Annotated in this window: 14 protein-coding genes; 4 read left to right on the top strand and 10 right to left on the bottom strand. The window is 56.8% G+C overall.

Annotated features, from left to right (window positions below):
• Positions 1-118: 118 nt before the first annotated feature.
• Positions 119-913: a DNA/RNA non-specific endonuclease gene (locus CMQ96_RS23425; RefSeq protein WP_176519006.1), complete on the bottom strand. Its 795-nt coding sequence runs from the start codon at positions 911-913 to the stop codon at positions 119-121.
• A gap of 386 nt (positions 914-1,299) precedes the next feature.
• Here CMQ96_RS23425 and CMQ96_RS23420 point away from each other — a divergent pair, with 386 nt between their 5' ends.
• A complete protein-coding gene (locus tag CMQ96_RS23420; RefSeq protein WP_098067396.1) occupies positions 1,300-2,331 on the top strand; it encodes a DUF1176 domain-containing protein in 1,032 nt (343 codons plus the stop codon).
• Positions 2,332-2,540: 209 nt separating this feature from the next.
• On the top strand, positions 2,541-3,554 hold the full coding sequence (locus CMQ96_RS23415; protein WP_004117622.1) for a LacI family DNA-binding transcriptional regulator: 1,014 nt from the start codon (positions 2,541-2,543) through the stop codon (positions 3,552-3,554).
• 136 nt (positions 3,555-3,690) lie between these two features.
• Here CMQ96_RS23415 and CMQ96_RS23410 read toward each other — a convergent pair whose 3' ends face one another.
• The 6 genes from CMQ96_RS23410 to CMQ96_RS23385 form a co-directional block, all read right to left on the bottom strand.
• Positions 3,691-4,122 carry a heme-binding protein gene (locus tag CMQ96_RS23410; protein WP_098067395.1) on the bottom strand — a complete coding sequence of 144 codons (432 nt, stop codon included), beginning with the start codon at positions 4,120-4,122 and terminating at the stop codon, positions 3,691-3,693.
• A complete protein-coding gene (locus tag CMQ96_RS23405; protein ID WP_098067394.1) occupies positions 4,109-5,020 on the bottom strand; it encodes a dihydrodipicolinate synthase family protein in 912 nt (303 codons plus the stop codon). The genes CMQ96_RS23410 and CMQ96_RS23405 overlap by 14 nt, the downstream gene beginning before the upstream one ends.
• Entirely contained in the window at positions 5,014-5,841 is an 828-nt protein-coding gene (locus tag CMQ96_RS23400) for an SDR family oxidoreductase (protein WP_098067393.1), read from the bottom strand. The genes CMQ96_RS23405 and CMQ96_RS23400 overlap by 7 nt, the downstream gene beginning before the upstream one ends.
• 23 nt (positions 5,842-5,864) lie before the next feature.
• Positions 5,865-6,968: a mandelate racemase/muconate lactonizing enzyme family protein gene (locus CMQ96_RS23395; RefSeq protein ID WP_004108723.1), complete on the bottom strand. Its 1,104-nt coding sequence runs from the start codon at positions 6,966-6,968 to the stop codon at positions 5,865-5,867.
• A 52-nt stretch (positions 6,969-7,020) separates the two neighbouring features.
• Positions 7,021-8,472, bottom strand: a complete 1,452-nt coding sequence (locus tag CMQ96_RS23390) for an MFS transporter (protein WP_064406608.1) — start codon at positions 8,470-8,472, stop codon at positions 7,021-7,023.
• A 144-nt stretch (positions 8,473-8,616) separates the two neighbouring features.
• Positions 8,617-10,266, bottom strand: a complete 1,650-nt coding sequence (locus CMQ96_RS23385; protein ID WP_049085959.1) for a signal transduction protein — start codon at positions 10,264-10,266, stop codon at positions 8,617-8,619.
• A 566-nt stretch (positions 10,267-10,832) separates the two neighbouring features.
• On the opposite strand from CMQ96_RS23385, the gene CMQ96_RS23380 reads away from it, so the two are divergent.
• The gene (locus CMQ96_RS23380; RefSeq protein ID WP_024360460.1) at positions 10,833-12,197 is read left to right on the top strand and encodes an MFS transporter; all 1,365 of its coding nucleotides are present in this window, start codon (positions 10,833-10,835) and stop codon (positions 12,195-12,197) included.
• Between the two features lie 41 nt (positions 12,198-12,238).
• Here the strand turns inward: CMQ96_RS23380 and CMQ96_RS23375 are convergent, their stop codons facing one another.
• Both CMQ96_RS23375 and CMQ96_RS23370 read right to left on the bottom strand, forming a co-directional pair.
• The gene (locus CMQ96_RS23375) at positions 12,239-13,582 is read right to left on the bottom strand and encodes an OprD family outer membrane porin (RefSeq protein ID WP_024360459.1); all 1,344 of its coding nucleotides are present in this window, start codon (positions 13,580-13,582) and stop codon (positions 12,239-12,241) included.
• An 84-nt stretch (positions 13,583-13,666) separates the two neighbouring features.
• Entirely contained in the window at positions 13,667-14,446 is a 780-nt protein-coding gene (locus CMQ96_RS23370) for a histidine phosphatase family protein (protein WP_098067392.1), read from the bottom strand.
• A gap of 494 nt (positions 14,447-14,940) precedes the next feature.
• Between CMQ96_RS23370 and surE the strand changes: the two genes are divergently transcribed.
• Positions 14,941-15,816 carry a 5'/3'-nucleotidase SurE gene (gene surE, locus CMQ96_RS23365; protein WP_004108710.1) on the top strand — a complete coding sequence of 292 codons (876 nt, stop codon included), beginning with the start codon at positions 14,941-14,943 and terminating at the stop codon, positions 15,814-15,816.
• A gap of 66 nt (positions 15,817-15,882) precedes the next feature.
• Here the strand turns inward: surE and CMQ96_RS23360 are convergent, their stop codons facing one another.
• The gene (locus CMQ96_RS23360; RefSeq protein WP_004133465.1) at positions 15,883-17,007 is read right to left on the bottom strand and encodes a cupin domain-containing protein; all 1,125 of its coding nucleotides are present in this window, start codon (positions 17,005-17,007) and stop codon (positions 15,883-15,885) included.
• Positions 17,008-17,509: the final 502 nt, after the last annotated feature.

Below are 17,509 nucleotides of genomic sequence, written 5' to 3'. Positions count from 1 at the left end.
GTGACGCTATTAATTAGCGCCTGTGGAAAATGCCTTTCCTGATATTGCTGAAATAACCGCAAAGCAGATTCAAAAAACAAAAGCGAGATAATGCGCGCAACAGGATGCCCATGCCCAATTACGGGCACCCCATCTCTTTAGCCAGCGTACCCTTCCGGGACTTCAGGCGGCGGGCGATACCTGCCGGCAGGGCGGACCAGAACGAGAGCGCCGGATGAGTCCGCCGCTCAATCTCGTCCACCGTAACCTGATAATCACAAAAACTGGCGCTTTTGGGCGTCGCCTGATCCAGCAAAAACGCCGCGTATTCGCCTTTATCCGGACTGGAGCCGATAAAAATAATCTTCCAGTAGCCGCTGGGAAGCTCCACCTCGGGCGCGGCGGGCAGGGTGGCGATATGCCGTTCGAACAGCGGCCCGGTAACGGACCACACCGCCGCCACGTCGCGGCGCTCGGCGAGGGCGCGCTCCTTATCCTCCAGCCGCGCCCACGCCCCCTGATTCAGGTTTGAGGCCTGCGGGGTGATATTGGAAAGATAGTTTAACGCCTGCCAGTCTGTGCTGGCGCCGAGCCCGGCGAGCGGCGCCTGATGCCCGCGATCGACCGTCAATGCTGCGCTGGCCCCTTTATATGCCGCGGGTGTAAGAGTATCCGCAGCGGGTAAATCCGGATCGCGCTTCCAGCTGCGCGAACGCCCGCTGGCCAGGCTGGCTTTGGTGATTTTATACGCCACCCAATTGGCGAATTTGCGGTGGCTGTTGTTGTTGAGCGTATAGGCTTCGCGCACCAGCGTCTGGTCGTTTCCACCGGACGGGCAGCCCACTTCACAATTATCTACGTGGGATAACCCGGCAGCGCACGCGGCGGCAAAAAATAACGACGGCAATACGCTGAATATTCTGAATAGCTTCATGTTGTTGATGACGTCACAGAGAAGATGAATCGATGCATAAAAAGAAAAACGCCCAGGGTAATAGGCGCGTTATTCACATATGAATCGCACAGATGAAGTGAGAGAATAAAATGAGTTAGCTGGTCGCAGCCGCGTGAAATATCACAAGGTGATTTAACATCACGCCGGATGATATTTTTTGATGTTTGAGATGATAGTGAATGAGAGCACATGACGCTCTGTTCGTTATTTTCTTTGCGCTGCACAGATGTGAGAATGCCCAACAAAGCGTCAAGCGGTCATGCATTCATGCGGTTGTCTGAAAAATTGTACCGGCAGGGGAAAACACTTCTCTCGGCGAGGTGGTTTACTCAGACTACACGAATGACCGATTAAGGAGAGAAGTTATGAAAAAGGAACGCTGGAGAGGCGTGTTGGCACTGGCCATACTTAGTCTCCCTGCGCTGGCGGAAACAGGCGTTTCATTCAGCCACAAAGACTGGGAAGTGGTGTGTGATAACACGCTGACCTGCCGGGCGGCGGGATACAGCGCTGAAGAAGGAAGCGGAGGTTCGGTGCTGCTGACCCGCCAGGCCGGAGCGGGCACTGCCGTCTCGGGAGAGCTGATGCTGGCGGAGGTGACCGACGGCGACATTCTGCCGGGCAAACTGACGCTGTGGATCAACGGCCAGCCGGCAGGCGATGTGAAGCCCGTAAAAGAGAGCTGGCCGCTGTCGGAGAATCAGGCCCGGGCGATCGTTAACGCCATCAAAGGCAGCGGGAAGGTCGAATTTACAGGCGGGGAGGCGCCGTTTGAGCTTTCCGGCGAAGGTGCTTACGCGGTACTGCTGAAAATGGACGATGTTCAGGGGCGAATCGGCACGCCGGGCGCGTTGACCAAAAAAGGCGACAGGCCGGAAAATAGCGTCCGGGCAGCGATTCCCGCCCCGGTTATTCACCGGGTCATGCCTGAGAAAGCGCAGGAGAGAGCGTTAACCGCGCCTGAGCTGGCGGTGCTCAAGCCGAAGCTTCTGGCCACGCTAAAGAACGATGATTGGTGCGATCGCCTCCAGCCTGAGGAGGGAGCGAAGGCTGAAGCTATTAGCCTGACGCCGCTGGATCACGCCCATTCTCTGATTTCGGCCTTGTGCTGGCGGGCGGCCTATAACGAGGGATATGGCTATTGGGTTGTGGATAGCAAACTTGAGGGCAATCCGACGCTTATCACCGTCTCCGGTTCTGAGTATGGCGACGGCGAGATTTTTATGAGCCAGAAAGGGCGAGGGCTCGGCGATTGCTGGGGGACGGCGAGCTGGCTCTGGGATGGCACAACGTTCCGCAAAAGCCGTGAAGCGACCACCGGGATGTGCCGCTATCTTCGCCTCGGCGGGACGTGGGATCTCCCCACCTGGGTGACCGAGGTTAAACCGGCAAAGTGAAATAGCGCGGCCAGAATCTCTCCCGGCACACACGCCGACAGAGAGGACAGGGAGGATCTTAACGATCGTCCGCGTAGCGGGATCGCGATCGACAGCGCCAGTGGCGTCAGAAAACTGACGCCTTGTTCAAAATAACAGCGCGGCTAATGTATTGCTAACTCGAATTAGTTTATGATTAAGCCGTTCTGTTCGTTATGGAAAATGAGTTTATGGCCAAAACCGTTGAGCAAGTCGCCAGGGCGCTAGAAATCTCGATTACCACCGTGCGCCTGGTCCTGGGTGGCAAAGCTGAGCAGTATCGCATCAGCGCTAAAACGCAGCAGCGTATTAATGATTACATCGCCGAGAACGGGCTGGTCGTTAACCATATCGCCCGCAGCCTGAAGCTCAATAAAACCGAGACCTTAGGGCTGGTGATCCCGCGTTTATCCAACCTGTTTTTCTCCACCCTGGCGGAAAAGCTCGAAGCCTGCTGCCGTCAGGCGGGGTATCAGCTAATGATTGCCTGCACCTACAGCGACAGCGAGCATGAAAACAGTCTGGTTGAAGGGCTGCTGGCGCGCAACGTTGACGGGCTCTTCGTGGTGCCCTCTACCCGGGAAACGCAGCTGCATCATCAGAAGGTGGCGCGCAAGCGGCCGCTGGTGCTGCTCGACCGCGATTTTGGCGAGAGCGACGTGTCGCTGGTGGTGAGCGATAACTACAACGGCAGCAAAAAGCTGGTGCAGGCGATGACCCAGGCGGTGGACGTCTCGCCGATTTTTTTTATCGCCGGGGATACCCAGCAGCCGTCGATCCAGCGTCGTCTGCAGGGCTACCTGAGCGAACTGCCCGCGGGCAAGGAGTGGATATTGTCCGCCAGCCATAACCGTCAGGAAGAGGGCAAACAGCTGATGCTCGATTTTCTCCGTCAGCACCGCGAGCCGCCGAAGGCGTTTATCGCCTCCTCTCTGCCCATTCTGGAAGGGACGCTGAGCGCGCTGCGGGAAACTTACGGCTTTATTCCGTCGGATATTCCCATCGGCACCTTCGATGAACATCAGATGCTGGGATTTCTGCCGAACGCGGTGTGGTCGATGCGCCAGGATGAGGACGCCTGGGCGCAGCACGCGTTTCATCTGATGCAGCAGAAGCTGCAGGGCGAAAATGCCGATGTGAAGATCACCGTGCCGATGACCCTGATTCACCGCCCGCTGTCGGTAGAGAAGCAGCGGAGCCAGTAAATGACACGGCTTGTGTGAACACGTCAATCCCCGGCCGCGCTATGCTGGCCGGGGCTACAAATACCGCAGCCTGCGCGCGCTGGTAGCCCGGAAAAGGCGCGGGCGCCGCAATCCGGGAACCCTTAACGATCCCTCATCAAGCCAATCGCTGAACAAACCGCGCCGCCAGCCCGGCGTCCAGCTCCGGCGGCAGGCCGCTGATACCGACGCCGCCAATGGCCAGCCCGTCGACGATCACCGGCTCGCCGCCCGGCATCGCCAGCAGCTGCGGGTCGTTAAATACCGCCAGCCGCAGGGCGCCGGCGCTGACCTCTTGCGCCAGCGTTGCCGTCGGACGGCGAAAGCGCAGGGCACTCCAGGCCTTGCGCTGCGCCAGCTGGCGCGGTAGCGGCGGGCAGCGAGCGTGCGCGCCAAAGGCGATGAGCTCGCCCTCCGGCCCGACAACCGCCACCGCCAGCCCCCGGGTTCGCGCATCGCTTTCCGTCTCCTGTAAAAACTGCGCGACCTGCTGGCATACAACGCTATCGTTCAGACGGACCTGGGGACAGAACGCGTCATTGTCCGGCATCGGCGATATACCTCCGTAAGCGCAGATAGAGGTCATCCAGCTCGCCTTTCTGCGCTGTCGTCAGCGCCACAAACGGCTCGCGGGTGGGGCCGGTATCGACGGTCTCTTTCGCGGTAAGATACTTCGCCGACTGGAACACGCCGCGCGCGACCAGCTGCTCCACCACCTCGTTGATCTGCTGCTGCAGGCGCTGCGCCCGGGCGATGTCGCCCTGCTGAAAAGCGCTGCGCAGGGCGAGAAACAGCTCCGGCTGCAGGTTAACCGTGGTGCCAACCGTGGCCGTCGCGCCCGCCGCCAGGCTGGAAAGGAAGATCTCATCGAAACCGTTAAAAAAGACTTTCTCCGGGTAGCGGGCGATCATGCGTTCCAGCGAATAGAGGTTATGCGAAGTATGCTTCACCCCCAGAACCTGCTCATCGCCGAGCAGCGCGTCGGCGCTCTGGGCGTCCAGCTCGACGCCGGTAAACTGCGGAATGTTATACAAAATCACCGGAATCGAAATGGCGTCCAGCACTCGACGGTAGTAGGCGATAATCTCCTCGCGGCTATATTTGTAGTAGTAGGGCGGCACCAGCGACACCGCGCTGGCGCCGTCCTGCTCGGCGTGCTTCGCCAGCTCGACGGCATCCCGGGTGCGCGGCGTCCCGACGTGGGCGATCACCGGCACGCGACCGCCCGCCGACTGCACCAGCGTCGCCAGCACCTGCCGGCGCTCATCGAAACGCAGCAACGGCCCCTCCCCGGAGGAGCCGCAGCAGTAAAAGCCCTCAACCCCGCGCGTCAGCTGGGCGCGGGCGAGCGCGTCCAGCGCCGCGTAGTTCACCGACTCATCGGCGTGCATCGGCGTCACCACGGCGGAGATAATGCCGCGAAAAACCTGCCATTTATCGCTTACCATGCGGTCCAGCCTCCATCCACCACCACGTTGGAACCGGTCATATAGACCGAGGCGTCGGAGAGCAAAAACACCACCGCGCCGTTGTACTCGTGGGCTTTCGCCATCCGCCCGATGGGGATACGATTGGTGTAGTTTTTCTGGAAGCGCGGGTCCTGATCGCTGCGCTCGACGCCGGAGAGGGTCAGAGTATTGACGCGAATGCCGTCGCGCCCCCAGTAGGTGGCGCAGTAGCGGGTAAAGTTATACAGCCCGGACTTTGCCGCCGAATAGGCCACCGGTTTGACGAACGGAATGCCGGTGTCCTCTTTTTTGTAGCTGTAGATATCCTGCACCGGAGAGACCACGCCGTAGATCGAACCGACGTTGATGATCGAGCCGCCTTTGCCTGCCTGCTTCATGCGTTTGCCGACCTGCTGGGTCATCAGGAAGGTGCCGACCAGGTTCACTTCCACCACCTCGCGGAACACCTCTTCCGGGAACTCCTCAAACGGCCCGGAGACTTCCGGCGGCGCGCTGGGCTGGGTATCGACGCCCGCGTTGTTGACCAGGCCATCCGGCACGCCCCACTTCGCTTCAATGCTGTCCAGCACCCGGTTAATGCTGGCTTTATCGGTAATATTCACTTCCGCGCACAGCAGGCGGTCGGAGTCCTTAATCGCCCCCAGCACGCGGTCGACGCGCGCGGCATCGACGCGGGTGGCCAGCGCCGCCACTTTCGCGCCGCGTTCGTGTAACGTCTTCACGTACTGCGCCCCCAGCTGTCCAAGGCCGCCGGTCACAATGATGACCTTGTCTTTAACCGAGAATAACGTGTCTTCCATTGTCCTTTCCCCTCACTGCGTGGTTAGATTTTGTGGGTTGCGAGGTAATCACGATCGAGAATAATGCCGTGGCCCGGCCGTTCGCTCGGCACGTAGTAGCCGTCCACCTCTTCGCCCGCTTCGGCGATGATGCGCAGATCTTTCCAGCGCCCGCCGTCGGTCATCTCGGCGTATGAGATATTCGGCACCGTCGCCAGCAGGCTGGCGCTGAGTTCCATGACAAAATGCGGCGTCATCGGCAGGTTGTGCGCGCGGGCGACGGCGGCGATATCCAGATAGCCGGTGATCCCGCCGACGCGGCCGAGATCCGCCTGGATATAATCCGCGCTGCCGCTCTCGATGTACTGCGTAAACTGGTTTAAGTTATAGACGTTTTCTCCCAGCGCGATAGGCGTGGCGCTGCGTTCGCGCAGCCGCAGGTGGCCGGCGATATCGTCGGAGGGCAGCGGCTCCTCAATCCACAGCAGGTTAAGCGGCTCGAACAGCTTGAATGCGCGCAGCGCCTGCGGGAAGTTCCAGCCCTGGTTGGCGTCCACCGCCAGCGGGAAGCCCGGCACCGCCTCCTGAATCTTACGCAGCCGCTCCACGTCCTCTTCCAGCGTCGGTTTGCCCACTTTTACTTTCGCCGCCAGATAGCCGGTGCTTTTCCAGCGCTTGACCTGGTCGATCACTTCCTCAATGGACAGATGCAGGTTGATGCCGCTGCCGTACAGCGGAACGCGATCGCGTACGCGGCCAAGAATGTCGATGATCGGCGCGTTGAGGGTTTTGCCTAACAGATCCCAGTAGGCGATATCCAGTGCCGCCAGGGCATGGGTAGTGACGCCCGCGCCGCCGACGTCGTGTACGTGTTTATACGAGCGATGCCACAGGCCGCGCGGGGAGAGCGGCTGGCCAATAACGTCAGGGATAATCTCGGCAATCAACGCAGAGATGGTTTTCCCGCACCAGCCGGAAGTGTGGCTAAAGCCGGTGCCGACGTGGCCGTTAGAACCGTAGACGTCAACTATCGCCACTTCGATATCGGTGACGTGGTGAATTTGATCTCCCCACGGGCCTTCCGGAAGCGGAACGCGGGCGGTCATCAGTTCGATATTTTCAATCACGGGCATTTTTGTGCTGTTCATCTGATTCCTTCCTTTATGGGTTCAGCGGGGGCCGCCCCTGCGGCCCGGGCGGTTAATGTTTGGAGGCCGGGGATTCATGACCCTCCAGGGCGATTGCCGGGCTGGCGTCATGCTCTCGATCGTTCTCGTCGCCCACCGCATGGCCGAAGACTTCCGGTAGCAGGAAGATGGAGGCGAGGAAGGCGCAGAACGGCGCGATAGCGATAATCATCGAGGCGACGGGTACGCCGACCGCTTCAAACAGGGCCGGGAAGACCAGGGTGGTAACGAAGGCGGTGACCTTGACGATGGTGTAGCCGATGCCGGAGGCCACGCCGCGATAGCGCGGTTTTGCCACCAGCGAGATCACCGTCATGCCGCTTTCGGAATCCCAGTAGTGGCCCCACAGCATTAGCGCCGCGCCGAAGATGATAAATGCGAAGCTGCTGCTGTAGACGCCCCACGCCGATATCGAAATACCGATGGTGACCAGCAGGAAGCCGTATTTGCTCAGTCCCTTATGCCCGAGCTTCGGCAACAGCAGCGGGCCGACAAACGCCGAGAGCGCGGCGATACAGTTCACCGCCAGCAGGGCGAGGTTATTCTGGATCTGCCCGGAAATCCCGATGGTGACGAGGATCAGCGGCAGGAAGAAGGAGAAGGCGTAGTTTTCAAACGACTGCACGGCGCAGGAGAACCAGCCGAACAGGGTGGTGCGGCGGGTAAAGGGACGACGGAACAGATCGTGCAGCGTCTCTTTGAGCGTCGGGTCGGCGATGGTGACGTTTTCATTGGGCAGAATGTCGTCCAGCAGACGGCCATCCTGTTCGCCGTAATAGTCACGGGAGGCTTGTTTCGCTTCGATAAAGCGGCCGCGTTCGACGAACCACGCCGGCGTCTCCGGCAGCTCCCGACGCATAAACAGCAGCAGGCAGGCCGGGATCGCCGGGACCGCCAGCACGATGCGCCAGATCATATCCGGGTGAACATCAAGCGCCACCAGCGTGGTGACCAGCAGAATGGCGGCGATAATCCCCAGCGCGAACATAAACTGCCAGCGGTTAGCCATCACTTCGCGCTTGCCCTTCGGCATCACCTCCATAATGTAGGTAAAGCCGTTAGCCACGTCCGCGCCCACCGGGATCCCGGCGAGGCAGCGAATAATCGCCAGCCAGTACATATTGGGCGCCAGGCCCTGGAGAACGGCGAAGATCGCGAACAGGATCATCGACCAGAGGAAAATTTTACGCCGTCCGAGCTTATCGGTCAGCCAGCCGCCGAGCAGCGCGCCGACCACCGCGCCAAGCTGGGTGCCGGCGGCGGTAAAACCAAGCAGCCAGCTGCTGGGCTCATAAATATCTTTCAGGGCGAATAAAATAAACGCCATGGAATAAATATCCCATGACTCAATTAATAATGCGGTGATCATTAGCCATCCCGCTTTGGTGCAGCCGGGGGCCTCCTGCTGATCGAGCCGTTTCTTTGCCTTCTGGATAATAAATTCAATATGTTGCTGCTGATACATATAATCCTCTCTTATCCGGGCAGGCGGAGGGCCCGCCCGGACAGATGCGCGTTGATCCGCTCTTTATGGACGATAAAGAGACGAATGCAGCGGATGTTTGTCAGGATCGCTAACAACGTAAAAATTACATAAGCGAATCAGTTGTTATTTCATTAATAAATGCGCATCGCCTGCGATAAAGACTTTCATATTTTGCGTCAGCGCCTGGGCAATAAAGGCGTTCAGCACTTCGGATAACACCTCCTCTTCTACATAAGCCAGACTGAGATGGTTGCTCTGGTGGCCCGCCATTAAATCGTCGCGCGAAACCCCGTCGAGAACGGCGTTGAGTAATGGCCACTCGTAGTTGGTTGCCCGGCGGCGGCGTTCGAATTCGTCATGCGGCAGTTCGACGGCGGTGCCGGTGCCGATATGCAGGATCACCTGAGTGCCTTCGTAGTGCGCGCGCGCCCAGATAAAGCGTCCGGCTTTGCCCTGCCCGGCAATGGTCGAGCCGCCGTAGGGGAAGAACATCGCCGGCTGGCGATAGCCGGTGGCCCCGGCGATCCCGCCCTTCAGATGGGCGAACGGCACCGCGCCGGAGATCTCCAGATCCCAGTAGAACGTGCCGTTGTATTCGCTACCCCAGCGGATATCGTGAAGGGTGGTTTCACTCGCCATGCCCAGCGCGCCGAGCAGCTTCGCCAGCATCACCTGCGGGATGGCGCTGCCCATATCCACCTCGTTGATGCAGGGGATCGGCGCGTCCGGACAGACGATCTCGCCGTTCTCATCCGGGATCGGGAAACGTTCCGCGTTGCCGATGGCGCCTTCGGCAAAATCCGAGGCGGCGCAGCTGTCTTTGAGCCCCTGCTGATACTGCACGCCCACCGCCGTCAGGCCGAAGCGCTTCACGAAGCGCGCCATGGCGATCATCATTGCGCACTGTTCCAGTACCTGCTCCTGGGTCAGATCCTTCGCCCCGTCGGCGCCGAACCGGAAGCGCATGCCGCGGGTCTCATACCAGTCGAGACAGGCTTCGCGCAGGTCGGTCGGCACCTTGTTCATTTCAACCAGCAGCGCCGATTGCGACAGCGACTCCACCGGCATCCCTACGTCGATCATCGCTTTTTGCGGGAACACGCCGTTGATCATCCCCATACAGAAGGTATCGAACAGCCCGACAATGGCCTTGTGTTTGAGGATCGACTGTCCAACCTTCACGCCAATCTGTCCGGCTTCGCTGGCCAGCAGCGGCGCGCTGGGCGCGACCGGATGCAGATAGCCGAGCTTATGGCTGAGATGGCCGTCGCGCAGCCAGGTGTCCAGGCCGCGAATAAACGCCTCGTCGGCGAAGGTTTCCGACCACAGCCGCGAGTAGTTGCGCTCCAGGCTGGTGAGGCAGCCTGCCATACAGAGCATGCCGACGAGGCCCGGCCAGGTGCCGTCAAAATTGGCGAGCAGCAAAATAGGGCCGCGATGATGTACCAGCGAAGGAGCAAGATGATGGGAGTATTGCCAGGCGGTAAGCAGGACAATAATCGGCGCATCCGGATCGATCCCGGCGAACAGCTCGCTGCCCTCTTTCTGGCTGCTGATAAACCCGTGACCGCGCCGCTCGTTGACCGGATGGGCGCGGCGCAGGCGATAGCCTAATGTTTCCAGCGCCGTTTCCAGGCGCTGTTCAAACTGCTTCTGCGTGGGCCAGCAGGTGACGTTAGCCGGTTCGCGGAGATCCGCATTGGTCACCATCAACACTTCGCCTGGCTGCGGGGTAATAAGTTCGGCTTCCGCGGGTAACGTTAAATTCAGCATGTGAATTTCTCCTGTAGGGGATAGGTCGCTTAGTTATCGTTGAGCGTGCTGCGCCGGGGTAAGCGCGGCATCAATCGCTTTATTGCTGGCTAATTTCTTTGGCTAACTCGAATTAGCAAGTTAGGTCAAAAAAAAGACAGGAACAAACTCTTTACCGGGGATTTGTGATGGCTATCAATGTGAAATTATTAACTTATTAATATTTAACTCTTTATTTTAAACGGGAGGTCAGGTGACCGGGAACGCTTGCTGAGGCGGCATCTAGGCGGGCAGAAAAGCGGGCGGGAAGCACAGCGGGGATGGTAAATCAGCGTTTAATATTTAATTAATTGAATTTAATAGATTGTCTGCGTTGTATCTTGAGCGATTTGTCTCGCGGCGCTGGCGCGGGTGTTAAAATTTAACCGATCCTGGTCACACTCTTTTAGCATTTACGTTGTGAATCTCTGTCTCTTGTTATAATTAGCTAATTCGAGTTAGCTTGCCGGCGATTTTCCCACGCCAACGATGTGTTAGCCAGGCGCTGCCCGACTTAACAATAATGATTCAGGACAGAGGATTTAATGATGACTATGCTTACCTCGCCCGCCATGACCCCTGCAAAAAATGAACAAACATCGCAACAAACCCATGAAAGAAGAAAGCTGCTCACCGTGCTGGGCTCCGGTCTCTCCGGCACAACGATTGAGTTCTATGACTTTTTTATCTACGGCACCGCCGCCGCGCTGGTGTTTCCGTCGCTGTTTTTTCCTAACCTCTCGCCGCTGATGGCGCTGCTGGTATCTTTCCTGACGCTGTCGATTACCTTCGTCAGCCGGCCCATCGGGGCCATCGTATTTGGCCACTATGGCGATAAGATCGGCCGCAAAAAATCGCTGGTTCTGTCGCTGATGATTATGGGGATTTCGACGTTTTTCATAGGATTAATCCCCAGCTACGACACCATAGGTAACGCCGCGCCGTTGATACTTATCTTTTTGCGCCTCTGCCAGGGCTTTGCCATCGGCGGCGAATGGGGCGGGGCGACGACGCTGATCACCGAGTATGCGCCGCGCCATCGCCGGGGCTTTTTCGGCACCTTTGTTCAGTTGGGCAACGTGCTTGGCCTGTTTATCGCCACCGGCGTTTTTGCGCTGGTGGTGATGCTGCCGGAGGAGGACCTGATGTCATGGGGCTGGCGCGTGCCTTTCCTGTTAAGCATCGCGCTGCTGTTCGTCGGGATGTTTATCCGCTCAAGGATCGAAGAGACGCCGGTGTTTCAGGAGAATCAGAAACAGCAGCAGAACGCGCCGAAAGCGGCGGAGCAGAAGTTTCCTATTCTCACCGTGCTCAAACATCACCGTAAAGCGGTATTCCTGGCGATGGGTATGCGCATGGGGGAGATTGTTCTGGGCTGGCTGACGGTGGCATTCTTTATGTCCTACGTGACCCGGGAACTCAACTTTACTCGCGAAACGGCGCTGAACGGGCTGCTGCTGGCCAGTTTTGTCGGCATTTTTACCTTTCCGTTCTTCGGCTGGCTTTCCGATAAAATTGGCCGCCGACCGGTCTATCTGGCCGGCGCCGCTATCACGCTGATCTTTGCCTTCCCGCTGTTCTGGATGATCGACTCCGGCTCGGTGAAGATGTTTATGTTCGCCACCACCTTCTGCTATTCCGTGGGGCTGGGCATGATGTTCAGCGTCCAGCCGGCCTTCTTTTCGGAGCTTTTTGACACCAGCGTGCGCTATACCGGCGTGTCGCTCGGCTTCCAGCTGGCGAATATCGTCGGCGGCTTAACGCCGATGATCGGTACCTTGCTGCTGGTGTGGTCCGGCGGCGCATCGTGGCCCATCTCGCTGTTTCTCGCCTGCATGGCGCTGATTACCATCCTGTGCGTCTGCGTGACGCGGGAAAGCTATAACGATGAGCTTAATGAGGTGAAGAAGTAGCCGGGGAGGGTTGCCCCGCCATGAGCGGCGGGGCGGGCGTATCAGAACAGATTAAATTTATATTCGATAATCACTTCCGAAGAGAGCGAATTGGCCCGGCTGTAATGGCCGTCGGTGAGCACCGGCGTTTTGCCATTCATCTTATAGGACCAGCCCGGTCCGAACATCGCCCAGACGGTGAGATTTTTCAGTCTTGGGTGCGTCGGTACCCAGCGGCTGAAGGCGTTAATTTCCCCGGTACGGACGTGGTTGCCGCGGTAGTTAAACTGGGCGATGTTGCCGGCGAGACCGATCGCCAGCTCCGGCGTCAGGTTATAGTCCGACATATTAGAGAGAACCAGTTCACCGTCGCGCATATAGTCGTTGCCGGCATAGGCCATTGAGATAAAGGTTCCGCGCGAGTTTTTACTCATATGGCGCGGGTAGAAGCCTACTTCATTGGCCTTGTTCGCATCGGTATAGCCCAGACCCCACTTGGTGCTCCAGTTGTCCGCCTGCCACTTCACATCCATGGCGATGTGCCAGGCGTCGTCGTCAAAGTCACGCTTATTCGCCGGCATCGCTTTATACTCGTCCAGCGCGTGAGTGGCGTAGACCTGAGTTCCGATGTTCAGCGCTTTTATCGGCTTAATATTGGTGAACAGAATATGGCGGCGCAGATAGTTGTCGCTTTCACCATAGCCGTACTGCATGTTCAGGTGCTCGCTTTGCCACAGAATATCGCCGCTGGCGATATGGTTAATATACTGCCCGCTGTTGGTCTGGAAGCGTTTCTTATCCGGCGAGTTACGATCCATCGCGCTTTCGATGTACGCGCCGCGCAGCGTGAAGGGGCCGTAGTTCACCGCGCCAGTCCAGCCCAAATAGGTGGTCGGGGAGAGGCGGGTCGAGTTGGAGATGACGCCAAAGTTTTTCATCGTCTGCCAGCCCCAGCGGGCGTTCAGTTGAGTGTCCGCCAGGCGATACTGCAGCTTGATGTTGCGTTGACCGAATTTGGAAAAGCCCTCAGCGTTGCTCTTTTTATTCCCGCTGCCGTTGTTATACAGCACGCCGCGGGAGTTAAAGTAATCGCTGGCGCCGAGCTTTACCGCGCCGTAGTAAGTGGCATCAAAGCCAATAATATCGGCAAAATAGCCGGACTGATAATCGACGGCGACGCCCTGACCCCAGGCATTATGGACTTTCTTTGGCTCGGTCTCTTCTTCCTTAAGATATTTCCAGTAGTTTTTAAACGACAAATTCATATGGGACTGGCTGAATAACGGATCGTCGAGCACGGTATCGATATTATCGCGCTCCTTCAGACTGTTAGTGGCCGAAGCTGACCAGGCGCTGGCGGGAATAGCCAGCAGCATAATGGCGACTGTTGTAGTATTGATTTTCATAATAAACCCCAGAGTAGGGACGCAGCGATCCAGGCGAGGTGTTTTCGCCTGAAGTCTGCCGTAATAAATAATTAAGCGTGGGTATTATTTTTTATCGAGAGCCTGTTTTCCGGCTTCAACATATTTCATGGTGCCAATTTCTGGAACGGTATATTTGCCGTCTTTATAAACAATTTTCACCACCGCGGCATTGGCAAGCGGTTTGTTTTTCGCGTTATCGTCGGTTAAATCGGAAATCATAATCTGCATTGCGGTACCGGATGAAATCGCCAGCACGTTTTTATCGCCCCGGGCCTGCGCGTTTTCAACGATAGTGTGCAGCGCTGCCTGGGTACGGGTTTTTATCTGCTGATAGTTTTCCGCCATGCCTTTGGGATCGGCTGCTGCCAGCGCATTCTGGTTGGTATCGACGGCCAGGGTGCCCGCTTTCATCTGGCTGAACAGCGCTGCGCCATCTTTAAGCCCCAGCTGTTTAGCGCCGGCATCGGCCATATCTTTGTTATAGCCGCCTTCAAAACCGCCGAAGAAGGCTTCTCGCAGGCCGCTTAGCTCGGTAAGTTTGTAATCACTTACTCCGGCTTGCTTAAGGATCACCTGCATGGTTTCACGCTGACGTCCGGCATCGCTGGAATAGAAGCTATCAAACGGAATACCTTTAAGCCCCTCGCCGAGATAACGAGCGACGCGAATGCCGTCTTCGGTAAGCGGGGAGTCCACCCAACCCTGCACGCGGTCAAACGTATTCAGCAGCGTTTTGCCATGACGAGCGAAATAGATATTCACGCCATCATCGTTTTTAACTTCCGCCGCACAGCAGGTTGCCGCGCCTGCCGCCATCATTAATGCTATTAGCCACTTCTTCATATAACGCTCCACCTGAATGGTCTTTTTATAAGCAAAAAAAAACCTACGTCAGATATTCGACGCGAAGCATAAATAAGGTTATGTTCGCTCGAACTCGATGACGTAGGTTTCGCCTGTTCTAAACAGTAACAATCCAACAAGGGCGACGTTAGCACTAATTATGCAAAAAGACATCCTCTATTTATTATTAATGTCAATAAATGTGATCGTCTTCATGCAGGTAATTTTGCTGATTGAGTTGTATCTTAAGTTTAATTTTCAGATTAATTGGTAATTTTTGGCTTAAATAATTATTGAGGATTGATCTCCGTCACAAAATAATGATGTCTGCTCTGGACTCTGCCGCGCACTGGCGTTATTTTCGCTGCACTCTGGGATTGTTACTGACCACAGGCAAAACCTAAGACCCCTGTCCGCCAATGAGGCGTGCGGCAGGAGTCTTAGGTTTTTTTTTGCGCCGAAGAAATACCTCTGCTACCCAACAAGGAGTGATGATGAGAACGAAAATCCTGACTGCCGCCATTCTGGCGTTATCTGCCGCTGGCGTACAGGCTGCTGAAAAACCGTTGAAAATACTGCTGGTTAACGACGATGGCTGCCAGTCTGTGGGAACCACATCGCTGCAGGAAAAACTGGCGGCCAAAGGATATGACGTCTGGATGGTGGCGCCGGCAACGAATCAGAGCGGGATCGGGTCGGCAATTACCTTTAAGACGGGTAAAGTTTTTGATGTCAAAAAAGCCGCTGATAAACGCTACTGCTTCCCCGGAACCCCTGCCGATGCGCTGGATTTTGGCCTGTGGGGCGTCCTGAAAGACGCGCCGCCGGATCTGGTGATTTCGGGCGTCAACGATGGTCCCAATACCGGTATGGCGCAGGTTAACTCCGGTACCGTGAGCGCCGCGGCTCGCGCCATTCGCTATGGCTTCCCGGCGATTGCCGCCAGTATTGGCTACCGATTCACGGAAGAAGAGATGAAGAACAAATGGCCGAGCACGCATAAGTACTGGCCTGACTCGGTGGATTACGTCGTTTCGCTGGTCGATAAACTTAACGCCGCGCATAAACCGGGAAGCCCGATTTTGCCGCAAGGGTCCGGTTTGAGCATTAACTATCCGCCGCTGCCGTCGGCTGAAATTAAGGGCGTTCATTATATTGAGAATGAACAGTTCCCCGCGCCACAGATTGGTTATGAACTGCTGGCGGACGGCACCGCAAAACAGACGATGAATCCGGAAGCGATAAAACCGGCGGAAGGGGATAATGACTCGGGCTGGCTGAACAAGGGGTATATTACTTACACCCTGTTTGATGGCTCATGGAACGCGCCGCAGTTCCAGGCGCAGTATGAGACGCTGCTCGGAAAATAATGCCGTAGTGATATAAAAGAAGAAGGCGCTATTCGCGCCTTCTTTATATGAACCGATGATGAAGCGCTATTCGTCGAAGAACCAATAGCCCTGGTTAATCAAACGGGTCAGCTCGGCGATAAAGGCCGGATTGCGCAGCGCGCGCTCGCCTAGCTCATCCTTACCCAGCAGGGTATAGCGGCACAGCGCATCCAGAGCCGCAGGTTCGGTTGGCTCCAACTGTTCACTATTGACAAAAAAGTCATCGCCGATGTGCAGTACCCGCAGGCCGCTCAGGCGAGTCAGCATTTCGCCTCCCTCCAGCGCGTCGACAATCTCTTCTTCTGCATAAGGCGGTTCAGCTGGCGCAATATCCAGCTCGTGGCGCGGCGTGGTAGCAAATCGTCCAAACCACTGACGGAAATCTTCCGGCTGGCTAATCATCTCGATCATCATGCCGCGCAGTCGTTCCAGTTCATACTCTTCAACCCGGCCCGGATGTTCGCGGCAGGTTAAATCTGGATCGCTGTAGTGCTCGCCGCCGAGATCGTTTTCCAGCGCGTAATCGGCAAAGCTGCTGATCAAATCGCGGCCGTTTGGCCCGCGGAAGCCGACGGAGTAGTTCAGCGCCGTTTCGTGAGTGATTCCGTCGTGCGGGAATCCCGGCGGAATGTACAGAATATCGCCAGGCTCCAGATCCTCATCAATAATCGGCGGGAACGGGTCGACGTGCAGCAGCGCCGGATGCGGGCAGAACTGACGCATCGGCAGCTTATCGCCCACGCGCCAGCGGCGGCTACCCATGCCCTGAATAATAAAGACATCATACTGGTCGATGTGCGGGCCCACGCCGCCGCCCGGTACGGAAAAGGAGATCATCAGGTCATCTAAACGCCAGTCCGGCAGTACGCGGAAAGGGCGCACCAGCTCAGCGGCGGGCATATGCCAGTGGTTTACCGCCTGAGCCAATAGCGACCAGCCGGTTTCGCCCAGACCATCAAAATGTTCAAACGGGCCGTTGCTGGCCTGCCATTGACCGTTCTTGAGGCTCACCAGTCGACTATCGACCTCCGGTTCCATGGCCAGCCCGGCCAGTTCATCCGGGGTAATCGGATCGACGAAATTCGCGAAAGCCTTCTTTAATACCACCGGCTGCTTTTGCCAGTACTTTTCTAAAAACTCCGGCCAGTTAATGTTGAGTTGATAAGCCATAGGTTCATACCAATAAGAAGAAACGGGCCTGATTATAGAAATAGGCACCCTTATGCCGCTTTGTCATGGGTCAAGGCTGGTGCTTAATTCATCATTTGACGTAACGGCATGCGATAGAGGGGCGATCGACTGGCGGATATCGTTGTTTTTCGCAAAAGTTCGTTTTTGGCTGAAATGCCCTACAGGCAGCATGGCGTCTGGGTTTTCTCGATTTTGAGTAACGGGCGCGGGGTGCGAAAAGTTTAAATTATGAGCGTTTGATAAGTTTTTTGTATTTTAAGGGTTGCTATATCCCGGGAGCTCCCTATAATGCGCTCCCACTGACACGGCAGATGTGAATCACTTCACAAACAACCCGGTCAGTTGAAGAGAAAAAATCCTGAAATAACGGGTTGACTCTGAAAGAGGAAAGCGTAATATACGCCACCTCGCAACGGTGAGCGAAAGCCGCGTTGCACTGCTCTTTAACAATTTATCAGACAATCTGTGTGGGCACTCAAAG

Source organism: Klebsiella sp. MBT K-1 (assembly GCF_002556465.1).
GTDB classification, from domain to species: domain Bacteria; phylum Pseudomonadota; class Gammaproteobacteria; order Enterobacterales; family Enterobacteriaceae; genus Klebsiella; species Klebsiella grimontii.
This window is presented reverse-complemented; position numbering and strand designations above follow the sequence as displayed.